23 protein-coding genes and 3 pseudogenes are annotated in these 26,235 nt (G+C 58.5%); 13 read left to right on the forward strand and 13 right to left on the reverse strand.

What is annotated here, in order from left to right; translation table 11 throughout:
- Window positions 1-84: 84 nt before the first annotated feature.
- A complete protein-coding gene (locus C4J89_RS13840; RefSeq protein WP_124414731.1) occupies window positions 85-1,203 on the forward strand; it encodes an HNH endonuclease in 1,119 nt (372 codons plus the stop codon).
- A 297-nt stretch (window positions 1,204-1,500) separates the two neighbouring features.
- On the opposite strand, the gene C4J89_RS13845 is transcribed toward C4J89_RS13840, so the two are convergent.
- The gene (locus tag C4J89_RS13845) at window positions 1,501-1,995 is read right to left on the reverse strand and encodes a hypothetical protein (RefSeq protein WP_124414732.1); all 495 of its coding nucleotides are present in this window, start codon (window positions 1,993-1,995) and stop codon (window positions 1,501-1,503) included.
- Between the two features lie 100 nt (window positions 1,996-2,095).
- Between C4J89_RS13845 and C4J89_RS13850 the strand changes: the two genes are divergently transcribed.
- Window positions 2,096-3,190 carry a hypothetical protein gene (locus tag C4J89_RS13850; protein WP_124414733.1) on the forward strand — a complete coding sequence of 365 codons (1,095 nt, stop codon included), beginning with the start codon at window positions 2,096-2,098 and terminating at the stop codon, window positions 3,188-3,190.
- A 394-nt stretch (window positions 3,191-3,584) separates the two neighbouring features.
- Window positions 3,585-3,916, forward strand: a pseudogene (locus C4J89_RS13855) (O-methyltransferase); the annotation flags it as partial.
- Window positions 3,917-3,971: 55 nt separating this feature from the next.
- Here C4J89_RS13855 and C4J89_RS13860 read toward each other — a convergent pair.
- From C4J89_RS13860 to C4J89_RS13875, 4 genes and pseudogenes are all read right to left on the reverse strand, one after another.
- Window positions 3,972-4,517 carry an aminodeoxychorismate/anthranilate synthase component II gene (locus tag C4J89_RS13860; RefSeq protein WP_124420052.1) on the reverse strand — a complete coding sequence of 182 codons (546 nt, stop codon included), beginning with the start codon at window positions 4,515-4,517 and terminating at the stop codon, window positions 3,972-3,974.
- 96 nt (window positions 4,518-4,613) lie between these two features.
- Window positions 4,614-5,755 (reverse strand): annotated as a pseudogene (locus C4J89_RS27195) (anthranilate synthase component I family protein); the annotation flags it as partial.
- Between the two features lie 90 nt (window positions 5,756-5,845).
- Window positions 5,846-6,223 (reverse strand): c-type cytochrome, encoded by a 378-nt coding sequence (locus C4J89_RS13870; protein WP_124365156.1) that lies wholly within the window; start codon window positions 6,221-6,223, stop codon window positions 5,846-5,848.
- A gap of 454 nt (window positions 6,224-6,677) precedes the next feature.
- Window positions 6,678-7,328 (reverse strand): hypothetical protein, encoded by a 651-nt coding sequence (locus C4J89_RS13875; RefSeq protein WP_256681743.1) that lies wholly within the window; start codon window positions 7,326-7,328, stop codon window positions 6,678-6,680.
- A 230-nt stretch (window positions 7,329-7,558) separates the two neighbouring features.
- Here C4J89_RS13875 and C4J89_RS13880 point away from each other — a divergent pair, with 230 nt between their 5' ends.
- Window positions 7,559-8,164 (forward strand): class I SAM-dependent methyltransferase, encoded by a 606-nt coding sequence (locus tag C4J89_RS13880; RefSeq protein WP_124414736.1) that lies wholly within the window; start codon window positions 7,559-7,561, stop codon window positions 8,162-8,164.
- Between the two features lie 104 nt (window positions 8,165-8,268).
- On the opposite strand, the gene deoC is transcribed toward C4J89_RS13880, so the two are convergent.
- Window positions 8,269-8,952, reverse strand: coding sequence for a deoxyribose-phosphate aldolase (gene deoC, locus C4J89_RS13885; protein ID WP_124362917.1), 684 nt, complete (start codon window positions 8,950-8,952; stop codon window positions 8,269-8,271).
- Between the two features lie 128 nt (window positions 8,953-9,080).
- On the opposite strand from deoC, the gene deoR reads away from it, so the two are divergent.
- Window positions 9,081-9,839: a DNA-binding transcriptional repressor DeoR gene (gene deoR / locus C4J89_RS13890; RefSeq protein ID WP_124414737.1), complete on the forward strand. Its 759-nt coding sequence runs from the start codon at window positions 9,081-9,083 to the stop codon at window positions 9,837-9,839.
- Here the strand turns inward: deoR and C4J89_RS13895 are convergent.
- The 5 genes and pseudogenes from C4J89_RS13895 to C4J89_RS27490 all read right to left on the reverse strand — a co-directional run.
- Window positions 9,836-10,882, reverse strand: coding sequence for an aldose 1-epimerase family protein (locus tag C4J89_RS13895; RefSeq protein ID WP_124414738.1), 1,047 nt, complete (start codon window positions 10,880-10,882; stop codon window positions 9,836-9,838). The two genes, deoR and C4J89_RS13895, sit on opposite strands and share 4 nt — an antisense overlap.
- On the reverse strand, window positions 10,879-12,210 hold the full coding sequence (fucP, locus tag C4J89_RS13900; protein ID WP_124362920.1) for an L-fucose:H+ symporter permease: 1,332 nt from the start codon (window positions 12,208-12,210) through the stop codon (window positions 10,879-10,881). The genes C4J89_RS13895 and fucP overlap by 4 nt, the downstream gene beginning before the upstream one ends.
- Before the next feature lie 26 nt (window positions 12,211-12,236).
- Window positions 12,237-13,157, reverse strand: coding sequence for a ribokinase (gene rbsK / locus C4J89_RS13905; RefSeq protein ID WP_124414739.1), 921 nt, complete (start codon window positions 13,155-13,157; stop codon window positions 12,237-12,239).
- Between the two features lie 191 nt (window positions 13,158-13,348).
- Window positions 13,349-14,212, reverse strand: a complete 864-nt coding sequence (locus C4J89_RS27485) for a methyl-accepting chemotaxis protein (RefSeq protein ID WP_372238019.1) — start codon at window positions 14,210-14,212, stop codon at window positions 13,349-13,351.
- Window positions 14,213-14,254: 42 nt separating this feature from the next.
- Window positions 14,255-14,962 (reverse strand): annotated as a pseudogene (locus C4J89_RS27490) (methyl-accepting chemotaxis protein); the annotation flags it as partial.
- 134 nt (window positions 14,963-15,096) lie between these two features.
- Here C4J89_RS27490 and C4J89_RS13915 point away from each other — a divergent pair.
- Window positions 15,097-16,293 carry a multidrug effflux MFS transporter gene (locus C4J89_RS13915; protein WP_124414741.1) on the forward strand — a complete coding sequence of 399 codons (1,197 nt, stop codon included), beginning with the start codon at window positions 15,097-15,099 and terminating at the stop codon, window positions 16,291-16,293.
- A 3-nt stretch (window positions 16,294-16,296) separates the two neighbouring features.
- Here the strand turns inward: C4J89_RS13915 and xerC are convergent, their stop codons facing one another.
- Both xerC and C4J89_RS13925 read right to left on the reverse strand, forming a co-directional pair.
- The gene (gene xerC / locus C4J89_RS13920) at window positions 16,297-17,211 is read right to left on the reverse strand and encodes a tyrosine recombinase XerC (RefSeq protein WP_124414742.1); all 915 of its coding nucleotides are present in this window, start codon (window positions 17,209-17,211) and stop codon (window positions 16,297-16,299) included.
- Between the two features lie 108 nt (window positions 17,212-17,319).
- Window positions 17,320-18,132 (reverse strand): M949_RS01915 family surface polysaccharide biosynthesis protein, encoded by an 813-nt coding sequence (locus tag C4J89_RS13925; protein ID WP_124414743.1) that lies wholly within the window; start codon window positions 18,130-18,132, stop codon window positions 17,320-17,322.
- Between the two features lie 412 nt (window positions 18,133-18,544).
- Between C4J89_RS13925 and arnC the strand changes: the two genes are divergently transcribed.
- The 7 genes from arnC to C4J89_RS13960 are packed head-to-tail and all read left to right on the forward strand — an operon-like array spanning window position 18,545 to window position 26,233.
- Window positions 18,545-19,579 (forward strand): undecaprenyl-phosphate 4-deoxy-4-formamido-L-arabinose transferase, encoded by a 1,035-nt coding sequence (gene arnC / locus C4J89_RS13930; RefSeq protein ID WP_124362926.1) that lies wholly within the window; start codon window positions 18,545-18,547, stop codon window positions 19,577-19,579.
- The gene (arnA, locus tag C4J89_RS13935) at window positions 19,576-21,567 is read left to right on the forward strand and encodes a bifunctional UDP-4-amino-4-deoxy-L-arabinose formyltransferase/UDP-glucuronic acid oxidase ArnA (protein ID WP_124414744.1); all 1,992 of its coding nucleotides are present in this window, start codon (window positions 19,576-19,578) and stop codon (window positions 21,565-21,567) included. The genes arnC and arnA overlap by 4 nt, the downstream gene beginning before the upstream one ends.
- Window positions 21,567-22,451, forward strand: a complete 885-nt coding sequence (arnD, locus tag C4J89_RS13940; protein ID WP_124414745.1) for a 4-deoxy-4-formamido-L-arabinose-phosphoundecaprenol deformylase — start codon at window positions 21,567-21,569, stop codon at window positions 22,449-22,451. Before arnA ends, arnD begins: the two co-directional genes overlap by 1 nt.
- Window positions 22,448-24,103, forward strand: coding sequence for a lipid IV(A) 4-amino-4-deoxy-L-arabinosyltransferase (gene arnT, locus C4J89_RS13945; protein ID WP_124414746.1), 1,656 nt, complete (start codon window positions 22,448-22,450; stop codon window positions 24,101-24,103). Before arnD ends, arnT begins: the two co-directional genes overlap by 4 nt.
- A complete protein-coding gene (arnE, locus tag C4J89_RS13950; RefSeq protein ID WP_124362930.1) occupies window positions 24,100-24,447 on the forward strand; it encodes a 4-amino-4-deoxy-L-arabinose-phosphoundecaprenol flippase subunit ArnE in 348 nt (115 codons plus the stop codon). Before arnT ends, arnE begins: the two co-directional genes overlap by 4 nt.
- Entirely contained in the window at window positions 24,444-24,857 is a 414-nt protein-coding gene (gene arnF, locus C4J89_RS13955; RefSeq protein WP_124414747.1) for a 4-amino-4-deoxy-L-arabinose-phosphoundecaprenol flippase subunit ArnF, read from the forward strand. Before arnE ends, arnF begins: the two co-directional genes overlap by 4 nt.
- Window positions 24,854-26,233: a UDP-glucose/GDP-mannose dehydrogenase family protein gene (locus C4J89_RS13960; RefSeq protein ID WP_124414748.1), complete on the forward strand. Its 1,380-nt coding sequence runs from the start codon at window positions 24,854-24,856 to the stop codon at window positions 26,231-26,233. Before arnF ends, C4J89_RS13960 begins: the two co-directional genes overlap by 4 nt.
- Window positions 26,234-26,235 lie beyond the last annotated feature (2 nt).

Raw genomic sequence — 26,235 nt, forward strand, 5'->3', positions numbered from 1 at the left:
CGACGCAGATGTCCGCCAGAGGGGCGAGCCGACGTGAGGTGACGCAGGTCAATAATTTCTAATTTACCAAGGACGAAAAAACCAATGGCGCTATTTATTCAGAAACCGATTTTTTGGAATACGGGCGACTACCTAGCCCCTTCGGGAGTCATCGGATCAAGTGGGTTCCCTGAAGCAAACGGATATGGTCATGAAGAGTGGAACAACTCTCCCAAAATGGTCCTGTCGCGTGGAAATAATCGTTTTCGGGTGTTTCACACTGAAGGATTGGGCGTAGCGCCAATAGACGAAAATGCGGGGCAGACATTTGTATTCTTGACGGCATCGCACGATGGTATTCAGCAGCTAGTTGGCATAGCAGGTAACGCATTTGGTCTGTTGGATGAGCACCATCGGGCGCAACGTGAAGACATTGTTCGCGAGTTATCGCTGAGCGGTCTTTGGGAAGATGCTTGGCGGATTGAGAATGTCCGAAAGCAGTTTGAAGGGAACCAAAGGAAATTTCTAAAAGCGTGGAAAAAGGACCTGCATTGGATTCCAAACTGGATTTGTCCCGAAGATTTTTTCTGGTGGTTTGATAAACCGATCACTTTAGACCCACGGACGATTACGGGGAAGAAAAGGATGCTTGGAATGTACAGTAGATACACCTATTTGGACCTGCCCACAGTGGGTCGAATTATGGATGCCATTCCAGGGGGGCAGCGAAATGAAAAATGGAATCGCCTGATCGACGCTATTCAATGTGCCCCTGCCGAACCATTGCCACCCGGGGAGATTGACGAGGGAAATGAACCCATCACGGAGGTGCTGACTAGAGTTAACGCACGTCGGGGCCAGGGTAAATTTCGCGAGGATCTGATGCAGGTTTGGGGGGGAGCCTGTTCAGTAACGGCGTTGGCGTGCAAAGAGATTCTTCGCGCGTCTCATGTGAAGCCTTGGGTGGACTCTAATGCTAAACAACGCCTCGACCGTCATAACGGCCTTCTCTTGTCGGCGAATTTGGATGCCTTGTTCGATAAAGGGCTTATCACGTTCGATAGCTTGGGCCAAATGCAGATTTCGAAACGCCTTGATGACAAACATAGGCAGACTTTAGGTCTACCTAAACCGCTTCGTTTTGTCCCAAAGGAACTTGTTCCTTACCTTGAATACCATGAGAAAGAGGTCTTCCAAGACAGCAGAAGCGGCATCACACTCTGATCGGAGCGGATTGTCGTTAGTGCCGAGTGGATTCTTGGCTTCAGTCATTTTGCGCCGTCCGGGCAGCCTAACGATGAATGTTTATGCTGTCTTTCCGCTTTCCAAGTGCCAATCCTTCCGTATCCCCCTTGCTGAGTAACGCCAACGCCAGTCCCGTAGCAGGACTGGCGATTGTATATCAGCGCTTGTCAGGTGGCGTCTGCCGGTTTACGACCGGCTCTTCGGATCTTCGCTGATATTCCGTGGTAGGCGGCGGAGGAGGCGTCTTGTTTTCGTTGTTGTGTACTTTTTTATCAGTCATTCCGTGAGCACTCTGATGGTTGTGAGTATCGCGAGTAGCATGAAAAAACCGGCGCCCCAAACAAGCTCTTTGTAAGCCAATTCCAGGGGTCTGGATTTTTCATCAATGGCGGTTTTGAGTTTTTCCAAGGTGTCGATGTAGCAATTATAGATGTGAAGCTTTTGCTGCTCAGCGTCAACGACCAGCAAATAGTCAGCTGTGCGGCGACTTGAAGGAAGACTTGGACATTCGCTGATGCGCAGGGCGCTTAACGCATGCCCCCATGAGCAGGTCACGCAGAAAGCGGCGGCGGCAAAAGATAAAAATATCATCAAGCCCAGCGGGGATGAAACCTGGAAAAGTATTCCGTTTTTCAGTCCAGCCAACGCACTTACTGCTGCAATCACAATCGAAACGGCAGTCAGGAATTTTGCGCATTTGTTTTCAAAATGATCGAAGCGGTCATGTTCTTCTTTAAAACGGTCCTTCAAGTAACTGATTGTCTCGTCCATACAATTGTGTACCCGTTGAAAATTCATGAGGTCGAGCAAATATTCGGGCTAACTACTCTACAGGGATTGGTATGATCAGTGTTCAGTCGGGGGGTGGTAAATGAGCATCGAAACTTACCGAAAGCAGGTAACCACCTGCCAGCAAAATATTGCCAAGCTGCAGTCTGACAAGGGGAAGGTGGCCGTTAAAGCCGCAGCGGCGTCGAAAAAAAAGCAAGATGCTTTGACTGCTGCACGCCGGTCGACAAGCGCTTCCATAATCAATTTGAGGGAACGGGAGGCAGAGCGCCATGCCTCCGACCAGAGCAAGGCCCAGGTCGACATGGCTAAGCTTGATAGTAAGATTGCCGATGAGCATAAGAAGCTTGCTGCTGCTCAACACAAGTTTGACCAGGAAGTGGCCCGCGAACAGAAAAAGCACGATGAGGTAAAGAAAAAGCGCGAGGCCGATCTGAAAAAACAACAGACCGAACAGAAACGTGCGGAGCAGGCTCAGGAGCGTCGTATGCGTGAGATTGGGGCGGGGTTGGCTAGACATGAGGGTTTGCACGCAGAAACTGCTTCGCAGATTAAAATGCTAAAGGCATTACCAGAGCAGATCACTGTACTTTTTATGGCGTCAGATCCAGGAACCAATAAGCTTGCGCTTGATGAGGAAGCACGATCTATTGGGGAAAAGCTTCGGGCCTCAGAGCATCGGGATGCCGTAAATTTTCAGACGCGTTGGGCAGTCCGACCGATGGATATCCTTCAGGCTATCAACGAGCTTAAGCCCACGGTTGTGCATTTCAGCGGCCATGGAACGTCTGCTGATGCGCTGGTGCTTCAAGATGATTCCGGAAGGCCAAAACATGTGTCCAAAGAGGGGATTGTTAGTGCAATCGCATTCGGTTCTGAAAGCGTGAAACTCGTGTTCTTCAATACGTGTTTCTCCTTCAATCAAGCGCAGAGCTGTATTGAAAATGTGGACGCTGCAATCGGCATGAGGCGGGAGATTGGCGACGATGGTGCTCGTGTCTTCTCTTCGCAGTTTTACTCAGGTATCGGTTTCGGACACTCAATTCCTAAGGCGTTCGCGCAAGCCAGATCTGCGCTGATGATGGAGGACCTTTCCCAGGCCGATATTCCCGAACTCCATTTGAAGGAGGGGCTTTCTGAGGAAGAGTTGACGCTGGTGCGGCCCCGGAGGGTCTGAGAATAATGACCGCTAGTATGTCGTGAGCACGATGCTGAGATTGAGCTGACGTAGATGAATGAAAAGAGTTTGAGCAATAGAGCTGCTTAATTATCCTACACAACAAGCGACAAGCGCTGACCGGAGCAGCCACGTTATTCAATGACTCGCCATGAACATGAACCGCATGGCCCGTTGAGAGATTGGACGTCAGAAGCGGGTTTGTCGAATCAGTACCTTATGAACCTCATGAACGTTTCTGACATAGCACCTCGTTTAACAAGTGGGCGATGTCAGATGTTCATAAGACGCTCCCCAGCGCACTGCACTTGGCTCAATAGCTCAAAACGAATGCGATTGTTCATCGAGTTATGTTCATGGACGAGATTTTCCGCTCGTCTGGTCGATCCGAACTAGCGAATTCGAACCGTGAAGATTGAACTGGCGCGGCATCACTTTGTAGAAGGTGGCGTCAGTGACCTGATTGAAATTCGCGAAGGCGATGCACTCGACAGCCTTGCCAGCAACCTGCCGCGGACGGTCGATCTGTTGCTGCTCGATGGCGCCAAGGCGTTGTACGGCGACGTATTGAGTCTGGTTGAAAAACACCTGCGCCCCGGTGCACTGGTGATCGCCGACAACACTGACTATTGCCCGGAATACCTGGCTCACGTGCGCTCGCCGCAGAACGGTTATCTCAGCGTGCCGTTCGGCGATGACATCGAAGTATCGATGCGTCTGGGCTGAGTCATCACCTCGCCGGGCCTCGGGCGGCGACCCGGCGTCGCCTCAGCGCGAACGATCAGATCGCTGCCCTGGCGGGGCGGACAGCCTCAACCAGTTGAAGGTAGTTGCCCAGCATCGCCAGGCCTTGCTGGGTCATCACTGACTCGGGATGAAACTGCACGCCATAGATCGGCAATTCCCGGTGCCTCAGCGCCATGATCTCTCCCGGGTTGCCGTCGTCATCCAGCGCATGTGCCGTTGCGATCAACGGGTCGGGCAGGGTGCCTGCCACCAACGAGTGATACCGGGCGACTTGCAATCCGTCGGGCAGGCCGTTGAACAAGTCGCGACTGTCGTGACGGATACGCGACACTTTCCCATGCAGGACTTGGCGGGCCCTGCGCACCTCACCGCCAAAAGCGGCGGTTATACACTGATGACCCAGGCAGATGCCCAGGATCGGCAAGCGGCCCGCAAAGTGCTGGATGGCTGCAAGAGAAATGCCCGCTTCGGCCGGAGAGCAAGGCCCGGGCGAGATAATCAGCGATTGCGGGGCCAGGTCTTCGATTTCTGCCAGGGTGATTTCATCGTTACGACGCACTTCAATATCAGCCCCGAGCATTCCCAGGTATTGCACGACGTTCCGGATCAACTGACTTTTCTCCATGGTTTCCTGCCACTCGCGTTCGGCGACCGAGTCCTGCACCACGCCGGCACCAGCCTGAACATAGAGGCGAGCGTCGTGCAGCAGGGCGGTTCGGATCGCAATCGCCAGGTCGGCCCGGCCGTTCCAGTCCAGGTACCCGATGGCCCCGCCATAGACTCCGCGAGAATGCGGTCCAGTTCGGCAATGATCTCAAGCGCCCGCACTTTCGACGCCCCGCTCAGGGTGCCAGCCGGGAAAATGCTTTTGAGCAGCTCCAGGCCACTGACATGGTCAGGTATCTGGCCGGTCACCGTCGAAACGATGTGCATGACATGGGAAAACAGTTCCACATTCAGCAATTGGGTCACGTGCACGCTGCCCACGCTGGCCAAGCGGCCGAGGTCATTACGCGACAGATCGACGAGCATCATGTGCTCGGCAATTTCCTTCGGATCAGCGAGCAACTCCTCCTTCAGGCGATGGTCTTCGGCCACCGCATTGCCCCGGCGACGCGTGCCTGCCATGGGCCGGGTCGTGACCGTTTGCGCTTCCTGTCGAAACAACATTTCGGGTGATGCGCCGACCACCTGGCAGTCGCTAAGGTTGAGCAGGTAGCGGTAGGGCGTGTCACATAAGTCATACAAGGAGCGATAAAACGCGACGGCGTCTTCCTCGAAAGGAAGGCTCATGCGTTGGGATAAAACGACCTGCATCACATCGCCTGCAGCGATGTAGTCCTTGATACGTGCCACGGCCTCAACGAACGCCGGCTGCGGGAAGGCCGACTGAGCGCCAAGCGGAGTCACTTCAGTCAATTGCACGCAAGGCGCGGGCGCAACGAGCAGTGGACGCAAATGCGCAACCATCCGGTTCAGCCGATCCAGCCCGTGCTGATAATCACCCAGCGCCTTCGGGCATTCATGCACGATGCAAAAGGCCAGACGCTTGCGATGGTCCAGCACGATCAGGTCGGTGCTGATCAATTGCAGTACGTCAGGGAGATCAAAACCTGAGGGTTTGCGCGGGACTCGACGCAGACGAGGCTCGATCAGGCGAGTCGTTTCGAAACCGAAATAGCCGAAGAATCCTCCGCTGAATGGCGGAAGACCTGGGCAGGACGGGATACGAAAGTCCTTTTGTACCCGAGCCAGTTCTGCCAGCGGATCGCCGCATTCAGTCCTGATGGACAGTTCGCCGTCGCGATAAAGGCGCAGGCCCCCTTCATCAGCGCGTTATCGAGCGATTTGATTTCCAGTCACTGTGTAAGGGTTACCGGATTTATGTATCCGTCACACCTTTGACAATCATCGTTTCTTTGTAATGACGTCACTCATGTATTGATGCAAGTCACGCAGATCATTCACGCTCCAGGCATGTGGCGGTATCTTCACGCCATTCTCTCGCAACGTTTTTGGAATCAGGCTTCCACTGGGGCGAAGTATTATTGAGGACACAATCACGCCCGGATAATCATTGAGACGCTTCTTGAACGCAGCCGTTGTAAGGTCTGGCGTTGGTGGATTGCTTTTATTGGCCAGCGGCCCTGTTCCCTTGATGTCGGGGCCGTGACACACGGCGCATCGCTGTACAAAAAGGGCTTTTCCGTTGGCGTTGTCGGCAAAGGAAAGTGATGTCTGAAGCAGCGATAAAAATCCTAGTAAACCGATAAGTGATCTTTTCATTTTTCTGTGGCCTTGTTGATCCATCAAGTCGCAAGCGACACCGCCATGCACCGCGCTATCTCTGTGGCCAGAAGTCGCAAATGTACCGATGTTGATTCATGAGGCCGATAAAATTCGTCGCGCGCTTCAGAAAAAGAAACGAGCGGCGCGTCGTTACGCATATGTTTGAACGTCATGCCGTAAAGGCTTTATTTGATTTGAGTACTCGTCAACCGACGAGGGACGACTTCATGCCGAGGACGTAATAACGCCAATCATTGATGCGGCATCGAACAGAGGCTGAAAGTGTACGAAGTGCCCGGGAGGGAAAGGCAAGCGAAAGAGAAGATGGATTTATAACAGTGATATGAAACATGCCAATCCCTTGAGCGTTATTGTGGTTATTACAATGAGTACTATCCTCACTCATGGGCGTTACGATCACATTTGTTTCTGGATATGTCAATATCAAAAATCAAATTGACAATATTGCTTTCAACGCTTGTTCCGGGAACGGATTCTCCGCAGCGCCAGGGCGAATCAGTGTGCGAACGATCTGTAGTTGCGTATCTGTCAGGCTGCGGTAACGAGTGCGGTCGGGACGAGCATTGATGATGTGGCCCTCAAAGCGCCGCTCAATGACGTCAGCAACATCGGCAAATACCACGTTGATGTCAGCCTGTGCGGCTGAATTCTGACGGGCGCGCGGGATGTAACGGGTGACACACCAAGATAGGTATTTCTTCAGCAGGCGCAGGTACTGGTCACGTGTTCGTGAACTGATCTGCTGAAAAAGTACAGTGCCAGGTTTGCCGATTCGGGCAATCAGATTATCGGCATGACGGCCACTTTGGAGCCAAATAGCGTAACCATCCAGCAAAGCCAGAATCGCCTCAAAGTGGCAGGCCAAAATGGCCTCATCGATATCCAGATCTCGGCGTTTGGCATAGGCGTAGAAAGCCTGGATCGCGCGCAGGTGCGCCGCAGCCGTATTGTAAGCGCGGTGCCTGAGTTTGAGTTGGACGTAGATGAACGGAATGAGTATGGGCAACGGAGTCGCATCACCAGCTTGTACAAGTAGCGGTAGTCGTTGACCTGAAGAGAAACGGCACTGAATCAGTCTCATCGGCAGCCACCTCATTCAAGGATTCGTCATGAACACTATGGACATAGCCCGTTGAGAGAGTAGGCGTCAACACGAATTCGTCGAATCAGTCACTTAGGCAGCTCATGAACATTTATGACATGGCCTGTCGTTTAACATAATATACATTATGCGTACCTATAGATATTCCATACAGGGCGTCTCCCAGGTACATTTCATACCCCAGCCACATCCCCTCAGGATTCTTCCTCATGCATGAAGCAGCCCATCAGATCATCGATCTTTACGAACGTCACGCTCAAACATGGGATCAAGTTCGTTCACGGCGCCTCGTTGAACAATGCTGGCTGGATCGTTTTCGTCAGGCCATGCCGATTGCGGCTGGTCATGTCCTCGACGTTGGCTGTGGTTGCGCCGAACCCATGGCAGCTTATTTGATCGACGCCGGTCACGCTGTATGTGGGATTGATTCGTCCATGGCGATGATCACCCTGTGTCGGCAACGTTTCCCGCAGCACGCCTGGCATGTGGCCGACATGCGCCAGTTGGCGCTGAATCAGCGTTACGCTGGCATTCTGGCGTGGGACAGTTTCTTTCACCTGACGCCTGATGATCAGCGTCGAATGTTCCCGATTTTCCAGGCCCATGCCCAGCCTGGTGCCGCAATGATGTTTACCAGTGGCACGGCACATGGCATTGCGCTGGGCAGCTTTGAGGGCGAAACGCTTTATCATGCCAGCCTGGACCATGGTGAATATAATGCGCTGCTCAATGCCCACGGTTTCAGCGTCGTTGAGCAAATAACAGAAGATCCGGAATGTGGCGGGCATACGATCTGGCTGGCTGTTTTCGGCTGAAATCGACCTGTTGCCCTGCCCGTTTATATAGATATATCGTATAACTCAACTAAATGACTATTTAGTATAGTTATATCTACCGATCACTAATCAGCAAAGAATCTTCAATAACCACCCGCCGCCGTCATCGCTCCGCCCACGATCGCAATTCCTGAACTACTGCCCAAACGTGTCGCCCCGGCTTCAATCATCTTTAAAGCCGTCGGATAATCGCGCACACCGCCGGACGCCTTTACACCAACCCCTGCACCCACGGTCTGGCGCATCAGTGCCACATCTTCGACCGTAGCTCCGCTTCGGCTGAAGCCGGTGGAGGTCTTGACGAACGCCACACCCAAGTCGCGGCAGATTTCGCAGGCCTGGACCTTCTGCTTGTCGTCGAGCAGACAGGTTTCCAGTATGACCTTCAACGGCACGGCGCCGCAGGCCTTGTGGACCAGGGCGATGTCTTCGCGCACGGCGTCCAGCAGCCCGTCTTTCAACCATCCGATATTGAGCACCATATCGATCTCCCCTGCCCCGGCGGCAATTGCCCGTTGGGCTTCGAAAGCCTTGGTGTCACTCAGGCCGGCCCCCAATGGAAAGCCCACAACAGCACAAATCACTACGCTTTTGTCTATCAGGCATGACGCGGCGTAAGGTACTTGACCCGAGTTCAGGCATACGGAGTAAAAGCCGTGTTCGCGGGCCTCTTCGCACAAGGTTCGGATCTGCTCACGGGAGGCGTCGGGAGCCAGCAGGGTGTGATCGATGTACTTGGCCAATGCTGCGGGTGGAAGATTGTTCATTTAACGAGCCCTTGCCTGTATGTTGCCAATGATTGTGGCGCGCGCGTCACAGTGCGCACATAAAATAGTTACAATAATAACATTTAATGTTACTTATTTAACAACAACAATCAACCCCTGGAATACTCGTGGACAGTAGAAAAGCCGAGCGACTGAAGCTCATTCAACAAGCCTTGCAGGACCAGAATGCCATTCACTTGAAGGAAATGGCCGCGCTGCTGGAGGTTTCCGAAATGACCCTGCGCCGCGATCTCAACCACTTCAGCGATCATTTGCGCCTGCTGGGCGGCTACATCACGCGAGTCGGCAACGAGGCCGGCGATTATCGCGTGGCGGAGCAGGACACGCGTCACGTTGAGGAAAAACGCCGCATCGGAAAGCTCGCTGCCCAGTTGATCCAGGCCGGTGACACGGTATTTTTTGACTGCGGCACCACCTCGCCTTTTGTGGTTGATTTCATTCCCGATGCGCTGGAGTTCACGGCGGTGTGCAGTTCGCTGAACGTGCTGCTCAAACTGCAGAACAAGCCCAATTGCCACATCGTGTTGTGCGGTGGCACCTTTCACCGCAAGAACCAGGTTTTTGAAAGCCGCGCCGAAAGCAGCATCCTCGACAGCGTGCGCCTGACATGGGCCTTTGTGACCGCCGCCGGCGTCAGCCAGGAATTCGGCGTGACGTGCTTCAACTTCAACGAAGTCGAGGTCAAGCAAAAGGTCATACGCCAGGCCCAGCAGCGCGTGCTGCTCGCCGATTTCAGCAAGTTCGACACGGTGCGCACCGCTCACTTCGCCGCCCTGGAAGACTTTCATTACGTGGTCAGCGACAAGAAAATCCCCCGTAGCTACAAGGAAGTCATCCAGGCCAACGGCACGCAATTGCTGGTCTAACCCAACAGCTTCTGCCGCTCCTGCGCACTCAAGTAGCCGGTGGTGACACTGAACGAAGCGCTGGCTCCAGCCGCCAGCACACGCACGTGACCTTTGGCTTTCTCGGCGTTATAGCCCTCGGGTTCACAGGTGGACGGCAGAACGAACGCCGCCACTTGCTGATCCGGCGTGTACAGGATCCAACGCGCGGCGTGCTCGAACTGTTCGGGACGGTAACGGGTGTAAAACGCCGCGCCATTGGGATGATCGAGTAGAAAATGCGCCTGGCCCGCGGCGTCAGTGGCAACACCATCAAAGAAAAACACGATCTCGGGGTCGTACAGTGACGGCTGTTCAAGGCAGGCCAACTGAGTCGGGTGCTCGGCCAGTCGGGCCATGTAGGCGCTCCAGGCTGGCGTCGGCTTGACGTGGTCCGGCACGCTGGTACGCAGGCGCAGGCGTTGCACGCCCAACGGTTCGACAAACCGCGCACCGGTCACAAACGCGTAGTTCATGTGGGCCATGTACATCAGGTCCATGGGCTTTCTGGCCAGGTTCGTCACGTCCATATTGATATCGAACAAGGCCGAATCGGCGCGCAATGTGACGCTGGGGCAAGCCAGGTAACGATCGCCGAACCCCTTGGCGTACTGATACGAGCCGCCCAGGCGCAAAAAGCCCTCGCCCACTTCCAGCCAGGCCGTGTCCAGGGGCGCGCAGGGCATTTCGCCGTGCAAGGCGTGCGTGTCGTCCGGCGTCGGGCAACCATTGCGCAGCAGGCCACTGTGAAACATGAAGCAGCCATAGGTGTCGATGACCGTCGGGCTGGGCCGAGGTTGCTCGAACAGGTTGTTCATAGTCAGGTTGCAACCGTCGAACTCGGCTGACCAGATCATCTGTCCTTGATAAGGCAGTACCACCAGCTTGCCACGGCTGTTCTCCAGGCTCAGGGCCAACACACCGGACGCATAGGTCCAGGCACTGACCTTGAATGCAGGGGATTGCAGGAGGATCTTTTCCTGCTCGCCAAACACCGCTCGGTACAGTGGGATACGTGTATTCATGAGGCCACCGCCCCGGTGGCGCCCGCCGGTAAGGTGCCGGGTTGGCGCATGCACTTGAGCGCATACATCACGATCACGATAAAGCACAGTAACGGCACGCTGTAAGCCAGCTGCATGTTGCCGCCGCTGGCGTCGGACAGCAGGCCCTGGAAGATCGGGATCACCCCGCCGCCTACAATGCTCATCACCAGCAATGAGCCACCGACACCGGTGTCTTCACCCAGGCCATCGATGGTCAGGCCGTAGATGGTCGGCCAGCAGGGGCCGAGGAAAATGCTCACGCCGACTGCTGCATACACCGCCGAAATGTTCGGCACCAGAATGGTATAGGCCAGCAGCACGATACACAGCACGCCGTAGATTGCCAGGACCTTCGCGGGGTGCAGCCGCCGCATCAACAGGTTGGCGATCAGCTTGCCGACAAAATACGCGGCAAAGGTGGTCAGCAAAAACCAGGAGGCGCTGCGCTCGTTCATACCGCCCATTTGCATGGCCAGGCGAATGGTGAAACTCCACACGCCGACCTGGGCGCCCACGTAAAGAAACTGCGCCAATACGCCAAAGGTAAAGCGTGGGTTGCGCCACAGCCGGCCCAGGCTCTGACGCAGACTGCCGGGCTTGCTGCCAGCGGGCTTATTGCCCTTGCAGGCGGGAAATCGCGTAATGGCGATCAGGATAAAGATCAGCACCAGCACGGCGATCATCCACTTGTAGGGCAAGAGCGTGGACTGGATCATTTGCAACTGCGCAACCGCCGCCTCGGAAGCGCTCATCTGCGTCAGTTGTTCCCTGGTGGCGTCCGTGTCCTTGAACATCACAAAGCTGCCTACGTACACCCCGGCCATTGCGCCGAATGGGTGGAAGGTTTGCGAAATGTTCAAGCGTCGGGTCCCGGTTTCCCGTGGCCCCATCAGTGTCGAATAGGTGTTGCACGCAGTTTCAAGGAACGACAGCCCGGCGGCTATCACAAACAGCGCCAACAGGAACATGCCGTACTTGGCCGTGGACGCCGCCGGAAAAAACAACAGGCAGCCGAACATATACAGCAGGAGGCCGATCAGGATCGTGCTCTTGTAGCTGAAGCGACGCACCACCATCGCGGCCGGGATCGCCACGAAAAAGTAGCCCAGGTAAAACGCCGACTGCACAAAGGCGGTCTGGAAATCACTGAGCAGAAACGCTTTCTTGAAATGGGCGATCAGCACGTCGTTCATACTCGCCGCCGCCGCCCACAGCGCAAAGATGCTGCACAGCAGGATAAAGGCGAACCAGGGCGTGCGGTTCAGGTAGAAGCCATCGGGAGTCGGTTGCAGCGCAGGTTTGTTCATTATTGTTCTCCGGGCTGGGTTGGGTATTACCGCTGTTGCTGGAAACGCGTGAACGTTTCGTGGTCGGGATAAGACGTTTGCGTACCCAGCGCCATGACCGAGCACGCGGAATACGCTACCGCCTGTTCAATGGCCTGACGGATATGGCCGTCGCGGTTCCAGTGGTGAATGAAGCATCCGATAAAGGCATCGCCGGCCCCCGTGGTATCACGGGCCACCACCTGTACGCCGGGCACATGGAATTCGCCCTCTTCGCCCACGTACAACGCACCGTGCTCGCCAAGGGTGACGATCACGTGGCGAATGCCGCTGGTGAGAAGGCTGCGCGCGGCGGCCTGGGCCGAGGCCGGCGAGTTCACGACGTGACCGGTGATCAGCGCCAGTTCCGATTCGTTGGGGATCAGGAAGTCCAGCTGCGCCAAGTGCTCGGCGCTCAACCCGGTCAGCGCCGGTGCCGGGTTGAGCAGCACCGCGATAGCGTGTCGGTGAGCGAATTCGATGGCGTGGTAGACCGTCTCCACGTTGATTTCCAACTGCAGCACGATCAGCGTGCACTCACGCAGGTCCGCTGCAGCGGCATCGATGTCCGCCGGCGACAGATGCGAATTGGCTCCTTTGACGATCAATATGCTGTTGTGCGAGTCAGTTCGCACGAAGATCGGCGCGACGCCGCTGGAAACACCCGGCACGCGCTGCACGTAACGGGTGTCGATGCCAAAGCGTTGGAAGTTGGCCACAGTGTTGTCGGCAAACATGTCGTCGCCGACCTTGCTTAGCATTAGGACATCAGCCCCCAACTTGGCGGCCGCGACGGCCTGGTTGGCCCCCTTGCCGCCGCAACCGAGGGCAAAACCCGGCGCTTCGAGGGTCTCGCCCTGGGCCGGCATGCGGTCGATGTAGGTAATCAGATCAACCATGTTGCTGCCGATGACTGCGATCTTGCTCATTGCTATTCCACCTTGTTACGGCACGACGAGGCAAGGCGTGCCGCTCTTGTTTTGTTATTTAAATAACATTAGGTGTGAATATTCAATCTTTTTTTGTGGGATCGAATCAATTTTGCCGGATGGTCTTACCCGGTTCCCCTTTCTGCGGACAAAAAAAACCGGCCTCAGAGGCCGGCCCTTGATCAACAGGTCTACACGCTGAACCGATCCACCGACTGCGACAATTTCCCGGCCAGGCCGGCCAGCTCATCGGTGGTCGCGGCTGTTTCACCGATGACGCGGCTATTGTTTTGCGACATACCGGCAATCATTTCCACTTGATGGGCAATTTCATTGCTGGCCAGGCTCTGCTCGCCGATGGTCCGGGAGATGTCATTGACCAACTCCGTGGTGCTCAAGGTGGCCTGCAGAATCTCGCGAATGGCGCGCTCCACATCGGCGGTCACGGCCATGCCTTTGTCCACCTGGGCGACGCCCTCCTCCATACTGGTCACCGCCTCCCGGGTGCTTTGCTGGATACGCCCGACCATGCTGGCGATTTCCTGGGTGGAGGCGCTGGTGCGGCCGGCCAGGCTGCGCACCTCGTCGGCAACAACGGCAAAACCGCGCCCTTGTTCACCGGCGCGAGCGGCTTCGATGGCGGCGTTGAGGGCCAGCAGGTTGGTTTGGTCGGCGATGCCCTTGATCACTTGGATGATGCTGTAGATGGCCTCGGATTCCTTGTCCAGGGTGCGAATGACCAGAGCCGATTGCTGGGCGGAACGAGCAATGCCGTCCATGTCGCTGACCACTTGGTGAATCACCCGGCCGCCGTCCTTGGCCAGGGCTTCGGCCTGGTTGGCCATGTCCAGCGCGCGCCCGGCGTGGCGAGTGATTTCTTCGATGCTGGCGGTCATTTCGCTGGCGGCGGCGGCCATGGTGCTGGCGGCGGCGCTTTGCTGCTGGCTGCTGCCCGCCACTTCATGGCAGCCCTGGCTCAGTCGTTCGCTCACGCCATTGACGCCATGGGCATTGCTGCGCACCACGTCGATCATGCCGCGCAGGTCGCGCTGCATGGTGGCCAGGCTGCGAATCAATGAACTGGCTTCGTCCTTGCGGTTGGGCTCGACAATCGGTTCGCTCAAGTTGCCGCTGGCGATACTCGCGGCGATGCGGCTGGCTGCTTGCAGAGGCCCCATGATGCTGAGGATTACCCAGCGTCCCTGGGCCAGCAGTAGCAACAGGCTGGCGATCAGTACCGCGCCCAGGATCAGATTGGCGTTATGGATGGTGCGTTGGGTGGCTTCGCCCGTGCGTTCGGTATGGCTTTCGATCAACTCGCTGAAGGCGCCCATTTGATCTTCAAGCTGGCTGAAGGCTTTATTGAAGGTTTCAAGCTCCCCGCGAGCGCCTTCGGGGTTGCCCAAGGCCAGCGCGACGATACGCTCGGCGGCGCCGATGTAGGTGTCCAGGCTGGGCTTGATGTTGTCGAGATTGATTTTGAGCGTGGCTTCCAACGGCAACTTGAGGTTGGCGTCCAGCGACTGGCGAAAGTGCTCGGCGTGCTCCTTGAGCGAGCTGTTGACCTCTGCGGCGCTGGTGGTGCTTTTGCCCAGGCCTACCAGCATGGCGGACAACACATCGGCTCGCAGCGCGTCATGCATCATGTCGGCTTCCATGTGGTTGCGCAAAACGGTCATGCTGACCTCGTTTTCCTGCACGGCAGCGCTCATCTGCCGGTTTCCAAGGTAACCGGCCAGGCTCATGACCGCGGCGGTCAGCAACCCGGTCGCAATCAACAGCGTTAAGCGTAACTTGATCGTCATGCGGATATCCCCCTACCCAAGCGCCGATGCGTCGTTACTAGCGTTATCGGCATCACTGGCTGTTAGTGAAGCTCAAGTTTGCGGATCTGCGCGGATACCTTAAGCTGGGCGTCTTTTGCCTGCCCGGGACACCCATGCCTCAACGTATTGCCCACCTCGCCTTGCTGCTGGGGTTGATCACCGCCATCGGCCCGTTCGCCATCGACAGCTACCTCCCCGCCCTCCCCACCCTGGGCGCCAGCCTGCAGGCGTCGCCCGCCGCCGTGCAGATGAGCCTCACGGTATTTTTCATGATCATCGGCGTCTGCCAGCTGTTCTACGGGCCGCTCAGCGATGTATATGGGCGCAAGCCGCCGATCTATGCCGGCCTGGTGATTTTCGCCGTGGCCAGCGTCGGTTGCGCACTGGCGCCGACCATTGAAGTGCTGATCGGGTTTCGCGCCCTGCAAGCATTTGGCGCGTGCGCCGGCATGGTCATCCCGCGAGCGATCGTGCGCGACCTCTATACCGGCCATCAGGCCGCGCGCTTGATGGCGTTGCTGATGCTGGTGATGAGTGTGTCGCCGATCCTCGCGCCCCTGGCCGGCAGTGTGGTGATTTCACTCTGGAGCTGGCGCGAGGTGTTCGCCGTGCTGGCGGTGGTGGCCGTGCTGTGCCTGGTGATGACCGTTGTACAACTGCCCGAAACCCACCCGGCCGAGCGGCGCCTGGGCATAACCCTGGGCGGTGCGATCCGCAGCTACGGCGCGCTGCTGCGCGACCCGGTGTTTATCGGCCTGGCGGTGGTCAGCGGTTTTGGCCTGGCCACGTTCTTTGTGTTTATCGGCAGCGCGCCGTTCGTGTATATCCAGTATTTCGGCCTGACGCCTACCCAGTTCAGCCTGTGCTTTGCCGTCAACGCCGCCTCGTTTTTCGCCATGAGCCAGCTGACGGCCCGCCTGAGCGCGCGCTTTGGCCTGGCACCGTTGATTCGCTGGTCGGTAATTGCCGTGGCGGCCGTGATGGCGTTGCTGGCGGCCACCACGCTGTGGGGCGATAGCCTGGCGTTGATGATGACCCTGCTGTTTGTTGGCTTCGGTTTTCTCGGCCTGTTGTTGCCGGCCGCCGGAGTCTTGTCGCTGGAGGATCACGGTGCGGTGGCAGGGTCGGCGTCGGCGTTGCTGGGCGCGATTCAGATGGTCACCGCCGCTGTGTCCATGACGCTGGTGGGGCTGTTCGCCGACCATACGCCTGCGCCGATGCTGGTGGGGATCGCGCTGTGCGCGGCCGCCGCCCTGCTCACGGTGATATGGACGCTGCGCCGCTTGCCGCCGCACCTGGCGAGTGCTTGAACCTTACAAATCGAAGCGATCTACCGCGCGCCGCCGCTCATTGTCGTCACGCACGTCATAGCTGGCGGTGGTCTGGATGTTGGTGTGATGGGCCAGCTTCTGCGCGATCGACAGGTCATGCTCCTCGATCACCCGGGTAATGAACGAGCGGCGAAAATCATGGGGCATGATCTTCACGCCCACCTGGTCCCCGCGCTGGCGAGCGATGTAGTAAATCGCGTGTTTAGTGATGCGTTCCCGGGTGATATGGCTGCCGCGACGGATACGGTTGAACAGGAACGGGTCGTCCTGTTCGCCCTCCTTGAGTTGCCCGCGACGAAACTCCAGCCAGGCTTGGAGCTTGGCGAAAGCCCAGTCTGGCGCGTACTTGATCAGCTCTTTATCGCCCTTGCCGATCACGCGCAAGCTGCGCTGCTCAAAATCGATCTGCGCCAGGTCAAGGTTGACCGACTCCGATTTGCGCATGCCCGAGCCGTACAGGATGCCGATCACGGCGGCATCGCGCAGGCCTTGCGGGCGCGGGTCGGCGGCGCAGACCTCCATCATTTCGCGGATCAACGTGCGGCGCAGGTTACGCCCCTGCCCCAGGCGCGTACCGGACGCGGCCTTGACCGAGCGCATCTTCAACAAGTGTTCCTGGCTGATCAGGCTCATCCGCCATGCTTCGTTCATCACCCCGCGCACGGCATTCACATACAGCGACGAGGTGTTCGGCGCATAGCCGTCTTCGCGCAACGCAGCAACCAGGGCGATTACCTGTTCGGGCTGCAGCAGGTGCCAGTCGATGTCTTCAAGGTTGACGTCTTCAAAGCCCAGGCGGTCGGCGGCGTCCTGCAGCACGTAGCGCATGGTCAGCTGGCTGGAGGGCGCCAGGCGGGTGAGATAAAGGGTCAGCGGGTTGCGGATGGACTCAGTCAAGGTAGATCAGCCTTTGGATTAAATATCACGAGCAATCTATTGATTAATCGCGATATTTATTGAATTGGCGAGGGCCGAGTCTAGCGCAATCCGGGCACTGCCATCAAATCACGGCGCCACGTCATCCTCTTCCGTGGGCTGCTGGGGTTGGGTCTGGGACTGGCTCCAGTCGGCGTCCTGTTTTTTCATCAGCGCAAACCAGTGCTGACGCATGAACGCCAGGTAGCTGTCCGGCGCCTTGGCAAAATCCTTCTCGTCGCCATAGCAGCCCGGCAGCGGTAGCTCGGTGCCCTGCTCTTTGTACTGGCTGACCAGCGCCTGCTGCGCGGCAACGCTGCAATCGGTCGGCAACGGCATGCCGCGCAGGGCGCCGGCGTCTTCGTCCCACCAGGCTGCGCCGAAACGGTCGACGCCGCGCAGGCGATACTTCTCGGATTTGCCGGCATGCATGATCAGCTTGAATTCATTGGGGCTCACGTCGCTGGTGCAGGTGCGCGAGTAGCCGACAGTCGCCTGGGTCGTGCCGTCACCCAAAAGGTCGGTGACTCGGGTGGCTGCCGTGTCAAAGTGCAGCCCGGCGTCGAACTCGCACTGGCGCACATCGTCGTAAAGCATCCACACGCGCTTGGGATGCTCGCCGGCCAGCAGGTACTGGGCCGCGTAGACAAAGGCCGACTGGGTGCCATCGTCGTCTCGCTCGCTGACCTGTTCGGCCAGCACCAGCAGGTTCTTGCCCTGGCGGTCGTCCCAGGTATAGGCAGCGACCTGCTTGCCGCGTACTTCGACGCCCTCCGGTACCTGGTCAATGCTCGCCAGGGTCACACCCTCATCGGCCCGCACTGTGGTGACACAGGCGACGCACACTAACAATCCGATCAACACCGGCCGCAACTGGCCGCGTAAAAGCTGCACGCTATTCATCCGAGTACCCTGGCAAGAGATGGCTTACTTTACCGGCACTTGAAGGGCAATGCAGAGAAGATTGTTGAATACAGGCAGTGGAGCCATCACGTGCGCCGATCACCTGAACCAAATACGTGCCAGCCCGTTCCTATTCGGCTGAACATTCACAAGGTTTAACACCTTGGCCACATAGCTGAACACTGGCTGTCTACCTGTCAAATAAACGAGTTTTTCATCCGCCTTTCATATTCGTTGAACATTTTTGCGCTTAACCTTATAGGCATCACTTCAGAACAATCCGGGGTTTATCGACTAACCTGTTGATTACACTTTATCTTTAGTGCCGTTTTGTCATCTGCGGGCCGTAGTTTTGCCCAATAATCGCTGCTGTTTTCGCGCTCCAAGTTGCTCCAGCCGAGGTCATTAATCTTTGAAACCCTACCCCATTCATTGCGTATCGATCGTTATTCCGGTCTATAACGAGCAAGAGAGTCTGCCTGAGTTGCTGCGCCGCACCACGGCCGCTTGCCAACAGCTGGCCTACGACTACGAAATCATCCTGGTGGATGACGGTAGCCGCGACAATTCGGCGCAATTGCTCGAAGACGCCGCCGCCGAAGATGGCAGCAAGGTGGTGGCGGTGATTCTCAACCGTAACTATGGCCAGCACGCCGCTATCATGGCGGGTTTCGAACAGTGCCGCGGCGAAGTGGTGATTACCCTCGACGCCGACCTGCAAAACCCGCCGGAAGAAATCCCGCGCCTGGTGGAACAAGCCGCGCTGGGCTACGACGTGGTCGCCACGGTGCGCAACAACCGCCAGGATTCGGCCTTCCGTCGCTGGCCTTCGCGCCTGATCAACCTCGCCGTGCAGCGCTCCACCGGCGTGGCCATGACCGATTACGGCTGCATGCTGCGCGCCTACCGCCGCACCATCGTCGACGCAATGCTGGCTTGCCGCGAACGCAGCACCTTTATCCCGATCCTGGCCAACGGCTTCGCCCGGCACACCACGGAGATCCTGGTGCACCACGCCGAGCGTGAACACGGCGAATCCAAATACAGCGCTATGCGCCTGATCAGCCTGATGTTCGACCTGCTCACCTGCATGACCACCACGCCGTTGCGCCTGCTGTCCATCGTCGGGTTCAGCCTGGCGGCGCTGGGCGTGCTGTTTGCCTTCGCGCTGATCGTCATGCGCCTGGCCTTCGGTGCCACTTGGGCGGGCGACGGCCTGTTCGTGCTGTTTGCCGTGCTGTTCGTATTCACCGGTGGCCAGTTCATCGGCATGGGCCTGCTGGGCGAATACCTGGGGCGCATGTACAGCGATGTGCGCGCACGCCCGCGTTTCTTCATTGAAAAAGTGCTGCGCAACCAACCGGCAGCACCGGCTCCCGTGGTCGTCGTCGATGGCCTGGTGTCTTCCCATACTTCTACTTCTTCTTCCGATCAGGTCCAGTCATGAGTTCAAAAGCCGTTGTATTCGCCTACCACGATATTGGCTGTGCGGGTATCGAAGCCCTGCTCGCTGCGGGCTACGACATTGCCGCCGTGTTCACCCATGCCGACGACCCCAAGGAAAACAACTTCTACGGCTCCGTCGCCCAGCTGTGCGCCCGCAACGGTATCCCGGTGCACGCCCCGGAAGACGCGAACCACCCGCTGTGGGTCGAACGCATCGCCAAGCTGAACCCGGATTTCATCTTCTCGTTCTACTACCGCAACCTGCTCAGCGAACCGCTGCTGGCCCTCGCCCGCCAAGGCGCATTCAACCTGCATGGTTCGCTGCTGCCCAAATACCGTGGCCGCGCGCCAGCCAACTGGGTGCTGGTCAACGGTGAAACCGAAACCGGCGTGACCCTGCACCGCATGGTCAAGCGTGCCGATGCCGGCGCGATCCTGGCCCAACACAAAGTCAGCATCGAGCGCAGCGACACCGGCCTGAGCCTGCACGCCAAGCTGCTAGAGGCCGCCAGCCACCTGCTGCGCGACGCCCTGCCGCAACTGGCCCAGGGCAAACTGGCTGAAACTGCCCAGGACGAAAGCCAGGCGACCTGCTTCGGCCGCCGTACCGCCGCCGATGGCAAGATCGACTGGAACAAGCCCGCCGAAGCATTGTTCAACCTGGTGCGCGCCGTGACTCAGCCTTACCCTGGCGCCTTTTGCGCGGTGGGCGAGCACAAGCTCATCGTTTGGCAGGCCGACGTGGCCAAAGGCAACGAAGGCCTGGCGCCGGGCCGCGTGATCAGCGTCAACCCGCTGCGCATCGCCTGCGGTGAAGACTCGCTGGTGATCAAGTTCGGCCAGCGCAACGACAACGGCCTGTACCTGGCCGGCCCGTCCCTGGCCGATGAACTGGGCCTGGTGGACGGCTCCGTGCTGCGCGGCGCCGAGTCGGGCCGCAAGCCACGCCGCACCCGCGTGCTGATCCTGGGCGTGAACGGCTTTATCGGTAACCACCTGTCCGAGCGCCTGTTGCGTGACGACCGCTATGAAGTCTACGGCCTGGATATCGGTTCAGACGCCATCGAGCGCCTGCGCAGCCACCCCAATTTCCACTATGTGGAAGGCGATATCAGCATTCACACCGAGTGGATCGAGTACCACATCAAGAAGTGCGACGTGGTGCTGCCGCTGGTGGCCATCGCCACGCCGATCGAATACACCCGCAACCCGCTGCGCGTGTTCGAGCTGGATTTTGAAGAAAACCTCAAGCTGGTGCGCTACTGCGTCAAGTACAACAAGCGCGTGATCTTCCCCTCCACGTCCGAAGTCTATGGCATGTGCCAGGACCAGTACTTCGACGAAGACACCTCCAACCTGGTAGTGGGCCCGGTCAACAAGCAACGCTGGATCTACTCGGTCTCCAAGCAGCTGCTCGACCGCGTGATCTGGGCCTACGGCGACAAGGGCCTCAAATTTACCCTGTTCCGTCCGTTCAACTGGATGGGCCCGCGCCTGGACCGCCTGGACTCGGCGCGTATCGGCAGCTCCCGCGCCATCACCCAGTTGATCCTGAACCTGGTGGAAGGCACGCCGATCCGCCTGTTCGACGGTGGCGAGCAGAAGCGTTGCTTCACCGACATCGCCGACGGCATCGAAGCCCTGGCGCGCATCATCGATAACGACAAGGGCGTCTGTGACGGCCAGATCATCAATATCGGCAACCCGGAAAACGAAGCCAGCATCCGTCAGTTGGGCGAAGAGCTGCTGCGTCAGTTCGAAGCGCACCCGCTGCGCGGCAACTTCCCGCCGTTCGCCGGTTTTCGCGACGTGGAAAGCAAGGCGTTCTACGGCACCGGTTACCAGGACGTGGCACACCGCAAGCCGAGCATCGAGAACGCCAAGCGCCTGTTGAACTGGGAGCCGACCGTGGCGATGAGCGAGACCATCGGCAACACGCTGGACTTCTTCCTGCGTGAAGCAATGCTTGAAATAGCGGATAAAAAGTAATGAAGGCAGGCCTGCGCATCGACGTCGACACCTACCGAGGCACCCGTGAAGGCGTGCCACGGCTGCTCGAGTCCCTGGACGAAGCCGGGATTAAAGCGACGTTCTTCTTCAGCGTCGGGCCGGACAACATGGGGCGCCACTTGTGGCGCCTGATCCGCCCGCAGTTCCTGTGGAAAATGCTGCGTTCCAATGCCGCCGGCCTGTATGGCTGGGACATCCTGCTGGCCGGCACCGCCTGGCCGGGCAAGCCGATTGGCCGTGACCTGGGGCACTTGATGCGCCAGGCCAAGGCCGCCGGGCATGAAGTCGGCCTGCACGCGTGGGACCACCACGGCTGGCAGGCCAACACCGGGCGCTGGAGCGACGCACAACTGGTCGAGCAGATCCGACGCGGCGTGGATACCTTGAGCGACATCCTCGGTGAGCGGATCGACTGTTCCGCAGCCGCCGGTTGGCGCGCCGACGAGCGTGTTGTGCAAGCCAAACAAGCCTTCAACTTTCGCTACAACAGTGATTGCCGGGGCACCAGCCTGTTTCGACCGACCCTGGCCGATGGCAGCGCGGGCACCCCACAAATTCCGGTAGACCTGCCGACCTTCGACGAAGTCGTCGGGCCGGTAGTGGCTGCCAAGGACTTCAACACGTTCATCCTTGACCGGTTCAATGCGTCGAAGCTGAACGTCTACACCATTCACGCAGAAGTAGAAGGGATTCTGATGGCCCAGGATTTTCGCCAGATGCTCGCCCAGGCAGGGCAGCGCGGCATTGAGTTCACCCCGTTGGGCGAGCTACTGCCCGCCGATGTGACCACCCTGCCCCAGCAACAGCTGGTGCGCGGCGCATTGAGCGGCCGCGAGGGTTGGCTCGGAGTGCAGCAGGCATGATCCGCCGCTGGGCATTGCCCTTGCTCCTGTTGGCGTTTGGCGTGCTTTACCTGTTACCGCTGGCCACCCACGGCCTGTGGATTCCGGATGAAACCCGCTATGCGCAGATCAGCCAGGAAATGCTGCTGACCGGCAAGTGGGCCGCGCCGCACTTCATGGGCATTCGCTATTTCGAGAAGCCGGCGGCGGGCTACTGGATGATCGCGCTGGGCCAGGCGATCTTCGGCCAGAACCTCTTCGGCGTGCGCTTTGCGTCGGCCTTGAGCACCGGCTTGAGCATCCTGCTGGTTTACCTGATGTCCCGCCGGTTGTGGAACGACCCGCAGAAAAGCCTGATCAGCAGCGTGCTGTACATGAGTTTCGTCAGCGTGGCGATGCTCGGCGGCTACGCCAATCTGGACCCGCAGTTCACCTTCTGGGTCAACCTCACAGGCGTAGCCTTGTGGTTCTGCTTCGACAGCCGCACGCAACGGGCCAGGTTGTGGTCCTGGGCCGTAGTCGGCCTGGCCTGTGGCATGGGTTTCATGACCAAAGGCTTCCTGGCGTGGTTGCTGCCGGTGTTGATCGCCCTGCCCTACGCCCTCTGGCAGAAACGCTCGACGGAACTGTTCAAGTTCGGCCCGGTGGCCGTGGCTGCGGCGATCCTGGTCAGCTTGCCATGGGCCCTGGCCGTGCACCTGCAAGAGCCGGATTACTGGCACTTCTTCTTCTGGCATGAGCATATCCAGCGCTTTGCCGGTGAAGACGCGCAGCACGCCGAGCCGTTCTGGTATTACCTGCCGTTGCTGGTGGCGTTTACGCTGCCCTGGGTTGCGCTGCTGCCGTCCAGCCTCAAACAGGCGTGGCTGGACCGGCGCCTGCCGAACACCGCGTTCCTGCTGCTGTGGCTGCTGATGCCCCTGGCCTTTTTCAGCCTGGCCAAAGGCAAACTGCCCGCCTACATCATGCCGTGCCTGCTGCCCCTGGCCTTGCTGATGGGGTCGACCTTGAGTGACAAGCTCGCTCAAGGCCGTGGCCGCGTATTGCGCATCAACGGTTGGCTGAACCTGGTCATCGGCGTGCTCGCCCTGTTGGCAATCATCTGGTTCCAGTGGAAGAAACCGGTGTACGAACCCGGTGAAGAAACCCTCAGCCTGGTGCTGCTGTTTACCTGTCTGTTCGGCTGGATCCTGGCCAACCTGTTTCAGGCGGCGCGCCCGTTGACACTGTGGGCCGCGCCGCTGATCGGCAGTGCCTTGCTGGTTGCCCTGGTGCCCGCCGCACTGCCCCATTCGGTGGTTTATAACAAGACCCCGGACCAGTTCATCATCGATCATGCCGAAGAACTCAAGCCTTCCATTGCGCTGTTGAGCAACGACCTGGGCGCCTCCGCTGCGCTGTCGTGGCGCCTGAAACGGCCCGACATCACGCTCTACAACACCTCTGGCGAAGTGAAATACGGCCTGGCTTATGCGGACACCGCCCAGCGTCTGGTCGACCGCAATCGAATCCAGGCCTGGATGGCCGAAACCCGCCGCAGCGGCGCCGTCGGCGTGGTGATGCGCGTCAACAGCCAGGGCGAAAGGGAAGAGCTCGCCCTACTGCCTGCAGATGGCAAGCGCTATGCGCAGGGCAATATCGTGATTCTGATTTTCCCGCAGGTCGCGCAATGATCACCCTGCTTCTGTTACTCAGCGCCTGCCTGCTCACATGCGCGGGCCAGGTCTCGCAGAAATTTGCCGTGGAAAGCTGGCGTGAATTGCCCGACGGTTGGGCGCTGAAGCTGCGCTCACCCTGGTTGTGGTCGGCCCTGGTGTGCCTGGGCATGGGTTTGCTGGTGTGGCTGCTGGTGTTGCAGCGCCTGGAAGTCGGGATTGCCTACCCGATGCTCAGCATGAACTTTGTCGTTGTCACGCTGGTGGCGCGCTTTGTGTTTGCTGAACACATCGATGGCCGCCACTGGCTGGGCGTGGTGCTGATCATTGCCGGTGTTGTGCTGCTGGGGCGCCAGGTATGAGCCGGATGCGCGGTTTCGCCCTGGCCCTGGGCAGTGTCGGCCTGGTCAGCGTGGCCCAATTGGGCATGCGCTGGAGCATGACACGCCTTCCGTTGCCGGATGCGTGGCTGAGCGCCTTGAGCAGCGCCAGCATCGACCTGAGCGCCCTGGGCGTGGTGGCCCTGGCGATCAGTGCCTATGCACTGTCGATGCTCTGCTGGCTCGGCGCGCTGAAGCACTTGCCCCTCGGGCGCGCTTACTCGCTGCTGAGCATCAGCTACGCGCTGGTGTACCTGCTGGCCGCCTGCCTGCCGGTATTCAACGAACACTTTTCGCTTGCAAAAACCCTGGGGGTGGCCTTGGTCATCCTCGGCGTACTGGTTATCAACTCTCGTCGTGCTAGCACCTCAAGTCCCAGGAATACCCCATGAAAATCAGTGTATTTGGTAGTGGTTACGTCGGCTTGGTACAGGCCACCGTATTAGCCGAAGTCGGTCACGATGTTATTTGCATGGACGTTGACCGGAGCAAGGTCGAGTCGCTGCAGAAAGGCCATGTGACGATCTTCGAGCCGGGCCTGGCGGCCATGGTCAAGGAAAACCTGGAAAGCGGACGCCTGCATTTCACCTACGACGAAAAACTCGCCGTCGAGCATGGTGAGGTGCTGTTCATTGCGGTGGGTACGCCGTCGGATGAGGACGGTTCGGCCGACCTCAAATACGTGTTGTCGGTGGGTGACGCGGTGGCGCGCCATCGCGTGGCGCCGGTAATCCTGGTGGAAAAGTCCACTGTTCCCGTCGGCACCGGCGACACCCTGCGCGCGCATATCGAAAAAAACCTGCGCGCCGCCGGCCGTGAGCTGCAATTCGATATTGTCTCCAACCCGGAATTCCTCAAGGAAGGCTCGGCCGTGGCCGACTGCCGCCGCCCGGACCGCATCATCATTGGCTGTGAGCGCGAAGAAGTGCGGGAGGTGATGCGCGACCTGTACGCACCGTTCAACCGCAACCATGACCGCATTATCTTCATGGACCTGCGCAGCGCCGAACTGACCAAGTACGCCGCCAACTGCATGCTCGCCACCAAGATCAGCTTTATCAACCAGATCGCCGAGCTGGCCGAACACCTGGGCGCCGACATCGAAGCCGTGCGCCTGGGCATTGGCGCCGACTCGCGCATCGGCTACCACTTCATTTATCCCGGTTGCGGCTACGGCGGCTCCTGTTTCCCCAAAGACATGCGCGCCCTGATCCACAGCGCCAAGCAGGCCAACTGTTCCAGCGACCTGCTGGAAGCCGTGGAAGCGATCAACCAGCGCCAGAAAAGCAAGTTGTTCGAGCGCATCAACGCGTTCTTCAAGGGCGACCTGCGCGGTAAGACCTTCGCCCTGTGGGGCCTGGCCTTCAAGCCCAACACCGACGACATGCGTGACGCGCCGAGCCGCGTGCTGATGGAAGCCTTGTGGGCCGCCGGCGCCAATGTACGTGCGTTCGACCCCGAAGCCATGCAGGAAACCCAGCGCATCTATGGTGACGACCCACGACTGATGCTGATGGGCACGCCGGAATCCACCCTGGGCGGCGCCGATGCGCTGGTCGTCTGCACCGAGTGGCAGCAATTCAAGGCACCGGACTTCGACCTGATCCACCAGCGCCTGAAAACCCCGGTGATCTTCGATGGTCGCAACCTGTACGACGGCGAGCGCCTGACGCGCAAAGGCTTCAAATACTTCCCGATTGGCCGTGGTGACTCGTGCGAGTTGCCGATCCCCCAGCAAAACTGGGTGCAACAGGCCAAGGCAGGCTGATC

Source organism: Pseudomonas sp. R4-35-07, assembly GCF_003852235.1.
Classification (GTDB): domain Bacteria; phylum Pseudomonadota; class Gammaproteobacteria; order Pseudomonadales; family Pseudomonadaceae; genus Aquipseudomonas.

Coding starts and splice junctions, on each gene's coding strand:
- C4J89_RS13840 (WP_124414731.1), top strand. CDS start 85: ATGGCGCTATTTATTCAGAAACCGATTTTTTGGAATACGGGCGACTAC.
- C4J89_RS13845 (WP_124414732.1), bottom strand. CDS start 1,995: ATGGACGAGACAATCAGTTACTTGAAGGACCGTTTTAAAGAAGAACAT.
- C4J89_RS13850 (WP_124414733.1), top strand. CDS start 2,096: ATGAGCATCGAAACTTACCGAAAGCAGGTAACCACCTGCCAGCAAAAT.
- C4J89_RS13860 (WP_124420052.1), bottom strand. CDS start 4,517: ATGCTCGGGGCTGATATTGAAGTGCGTCGTAACGATGAAATCACCCTG.
- C4J89_RS13870 (WP_124365156.1), bottom strand. CDS start 6,223: ATGAAAAGATCACTTATCGGTTTACTAGGATTTTTATCGCTGCTTCAG.
- C4J89_RS13875 (WP_256681743.1), bottom strand. CDS start 7,328: ATGAGACTGATTCAGTGCCGTTTCTCTTCAGGTCAACGACTACCGCTA.
- C4J89_RS13880 (WP_124414736.1), top strand. CDS start 7,559: ATGCATGAAGCAGCCCATCAGATCATCGATCTTTACGAACGTCACGCT.
- deoC (WP_124362917.1), bottom strand. CDS start 8,952: ATGAACAATCTTCCACCCGCAGCATTGGCCAAGTACATCGATCACACC.
- C4J89_RS13895 (WP_124414738.1), bottom strand. CDS start 10,882: ATGAATACACGTATCCCACTGTACCGAGCGGTGTTTGGCGAGCAGGAA.
- fucP (WP_124362920.1), bottom strand. CDS start 12,210: ATGAACAAACCTGCGCTGCAACCGACTCCCGATGGCTTCTACCTGAAC.
- rbsK (WP_124414739.1), bottom strand. CDS start 13,157: ATGAGCAAGATCGCAGTCATCGGCAGCAACATGGTTGATCTGATTACC.
- C4J89_RS27485 (WP_372238019.1), bottom strand. CDS start 14,212: ATGCAGCGCGACCTGCGCGGCATGATCGACGTGGTGCGCAGCAATGCC.
- C4J89_RS13915 (WP_124414741.1), top strand. CDS start 15,097: ATGCCTCAACGTATTGCCCACCTCGCCTTGCTGCTGGGGTTGATCACC.
- C4J89_RS13925 (WP_124414743.1), bottom strand. CDS start 18,132: ATGAATAGCGTGCAGCTTTTACGCGGCCAGTTGCGGCCGGTGTTGATC.
- arnA (WP_124414744.1), top strand. CDS start 19,576: ATGAGTTCAAAAGCCGTTGTATTCGCCTACCACGATATTGGCTGTGCG.
- arnD (WP_124414745.1), top strand. CDS start 21,567: ATGAAGGCAGGCCTGCGCATCGACGTCGACACCTACCGAGGCACCCGT.
- arnT (WP_124414746.1), top strand. CDS start 22,448: ATGATCCGCCGCTGGGCATTGCCCTTGCTCCTGTTGGCGTTTGGCGTG.
- arnE (WP_124362930.1), top strand. CDS start 24,100: ATGATCACCCTGCTTCTGTTACTCAGCGCCTGCCTGCTCACATGCGCG.
- arnF (WP_124414747.1), top strand. CDS start 24,444: ATGAGCCGGATGCGCGGTTTCGCCCTGGCCCTGGGCAGTGTCGGCCTG.
- C4J89_RS13960 (WP_124414748.1), top strand. CDS start 24,854: ATGAAAATCAGTGTATTTGGTAGTGGTTACGTCGGCTTGGTACAGGCC.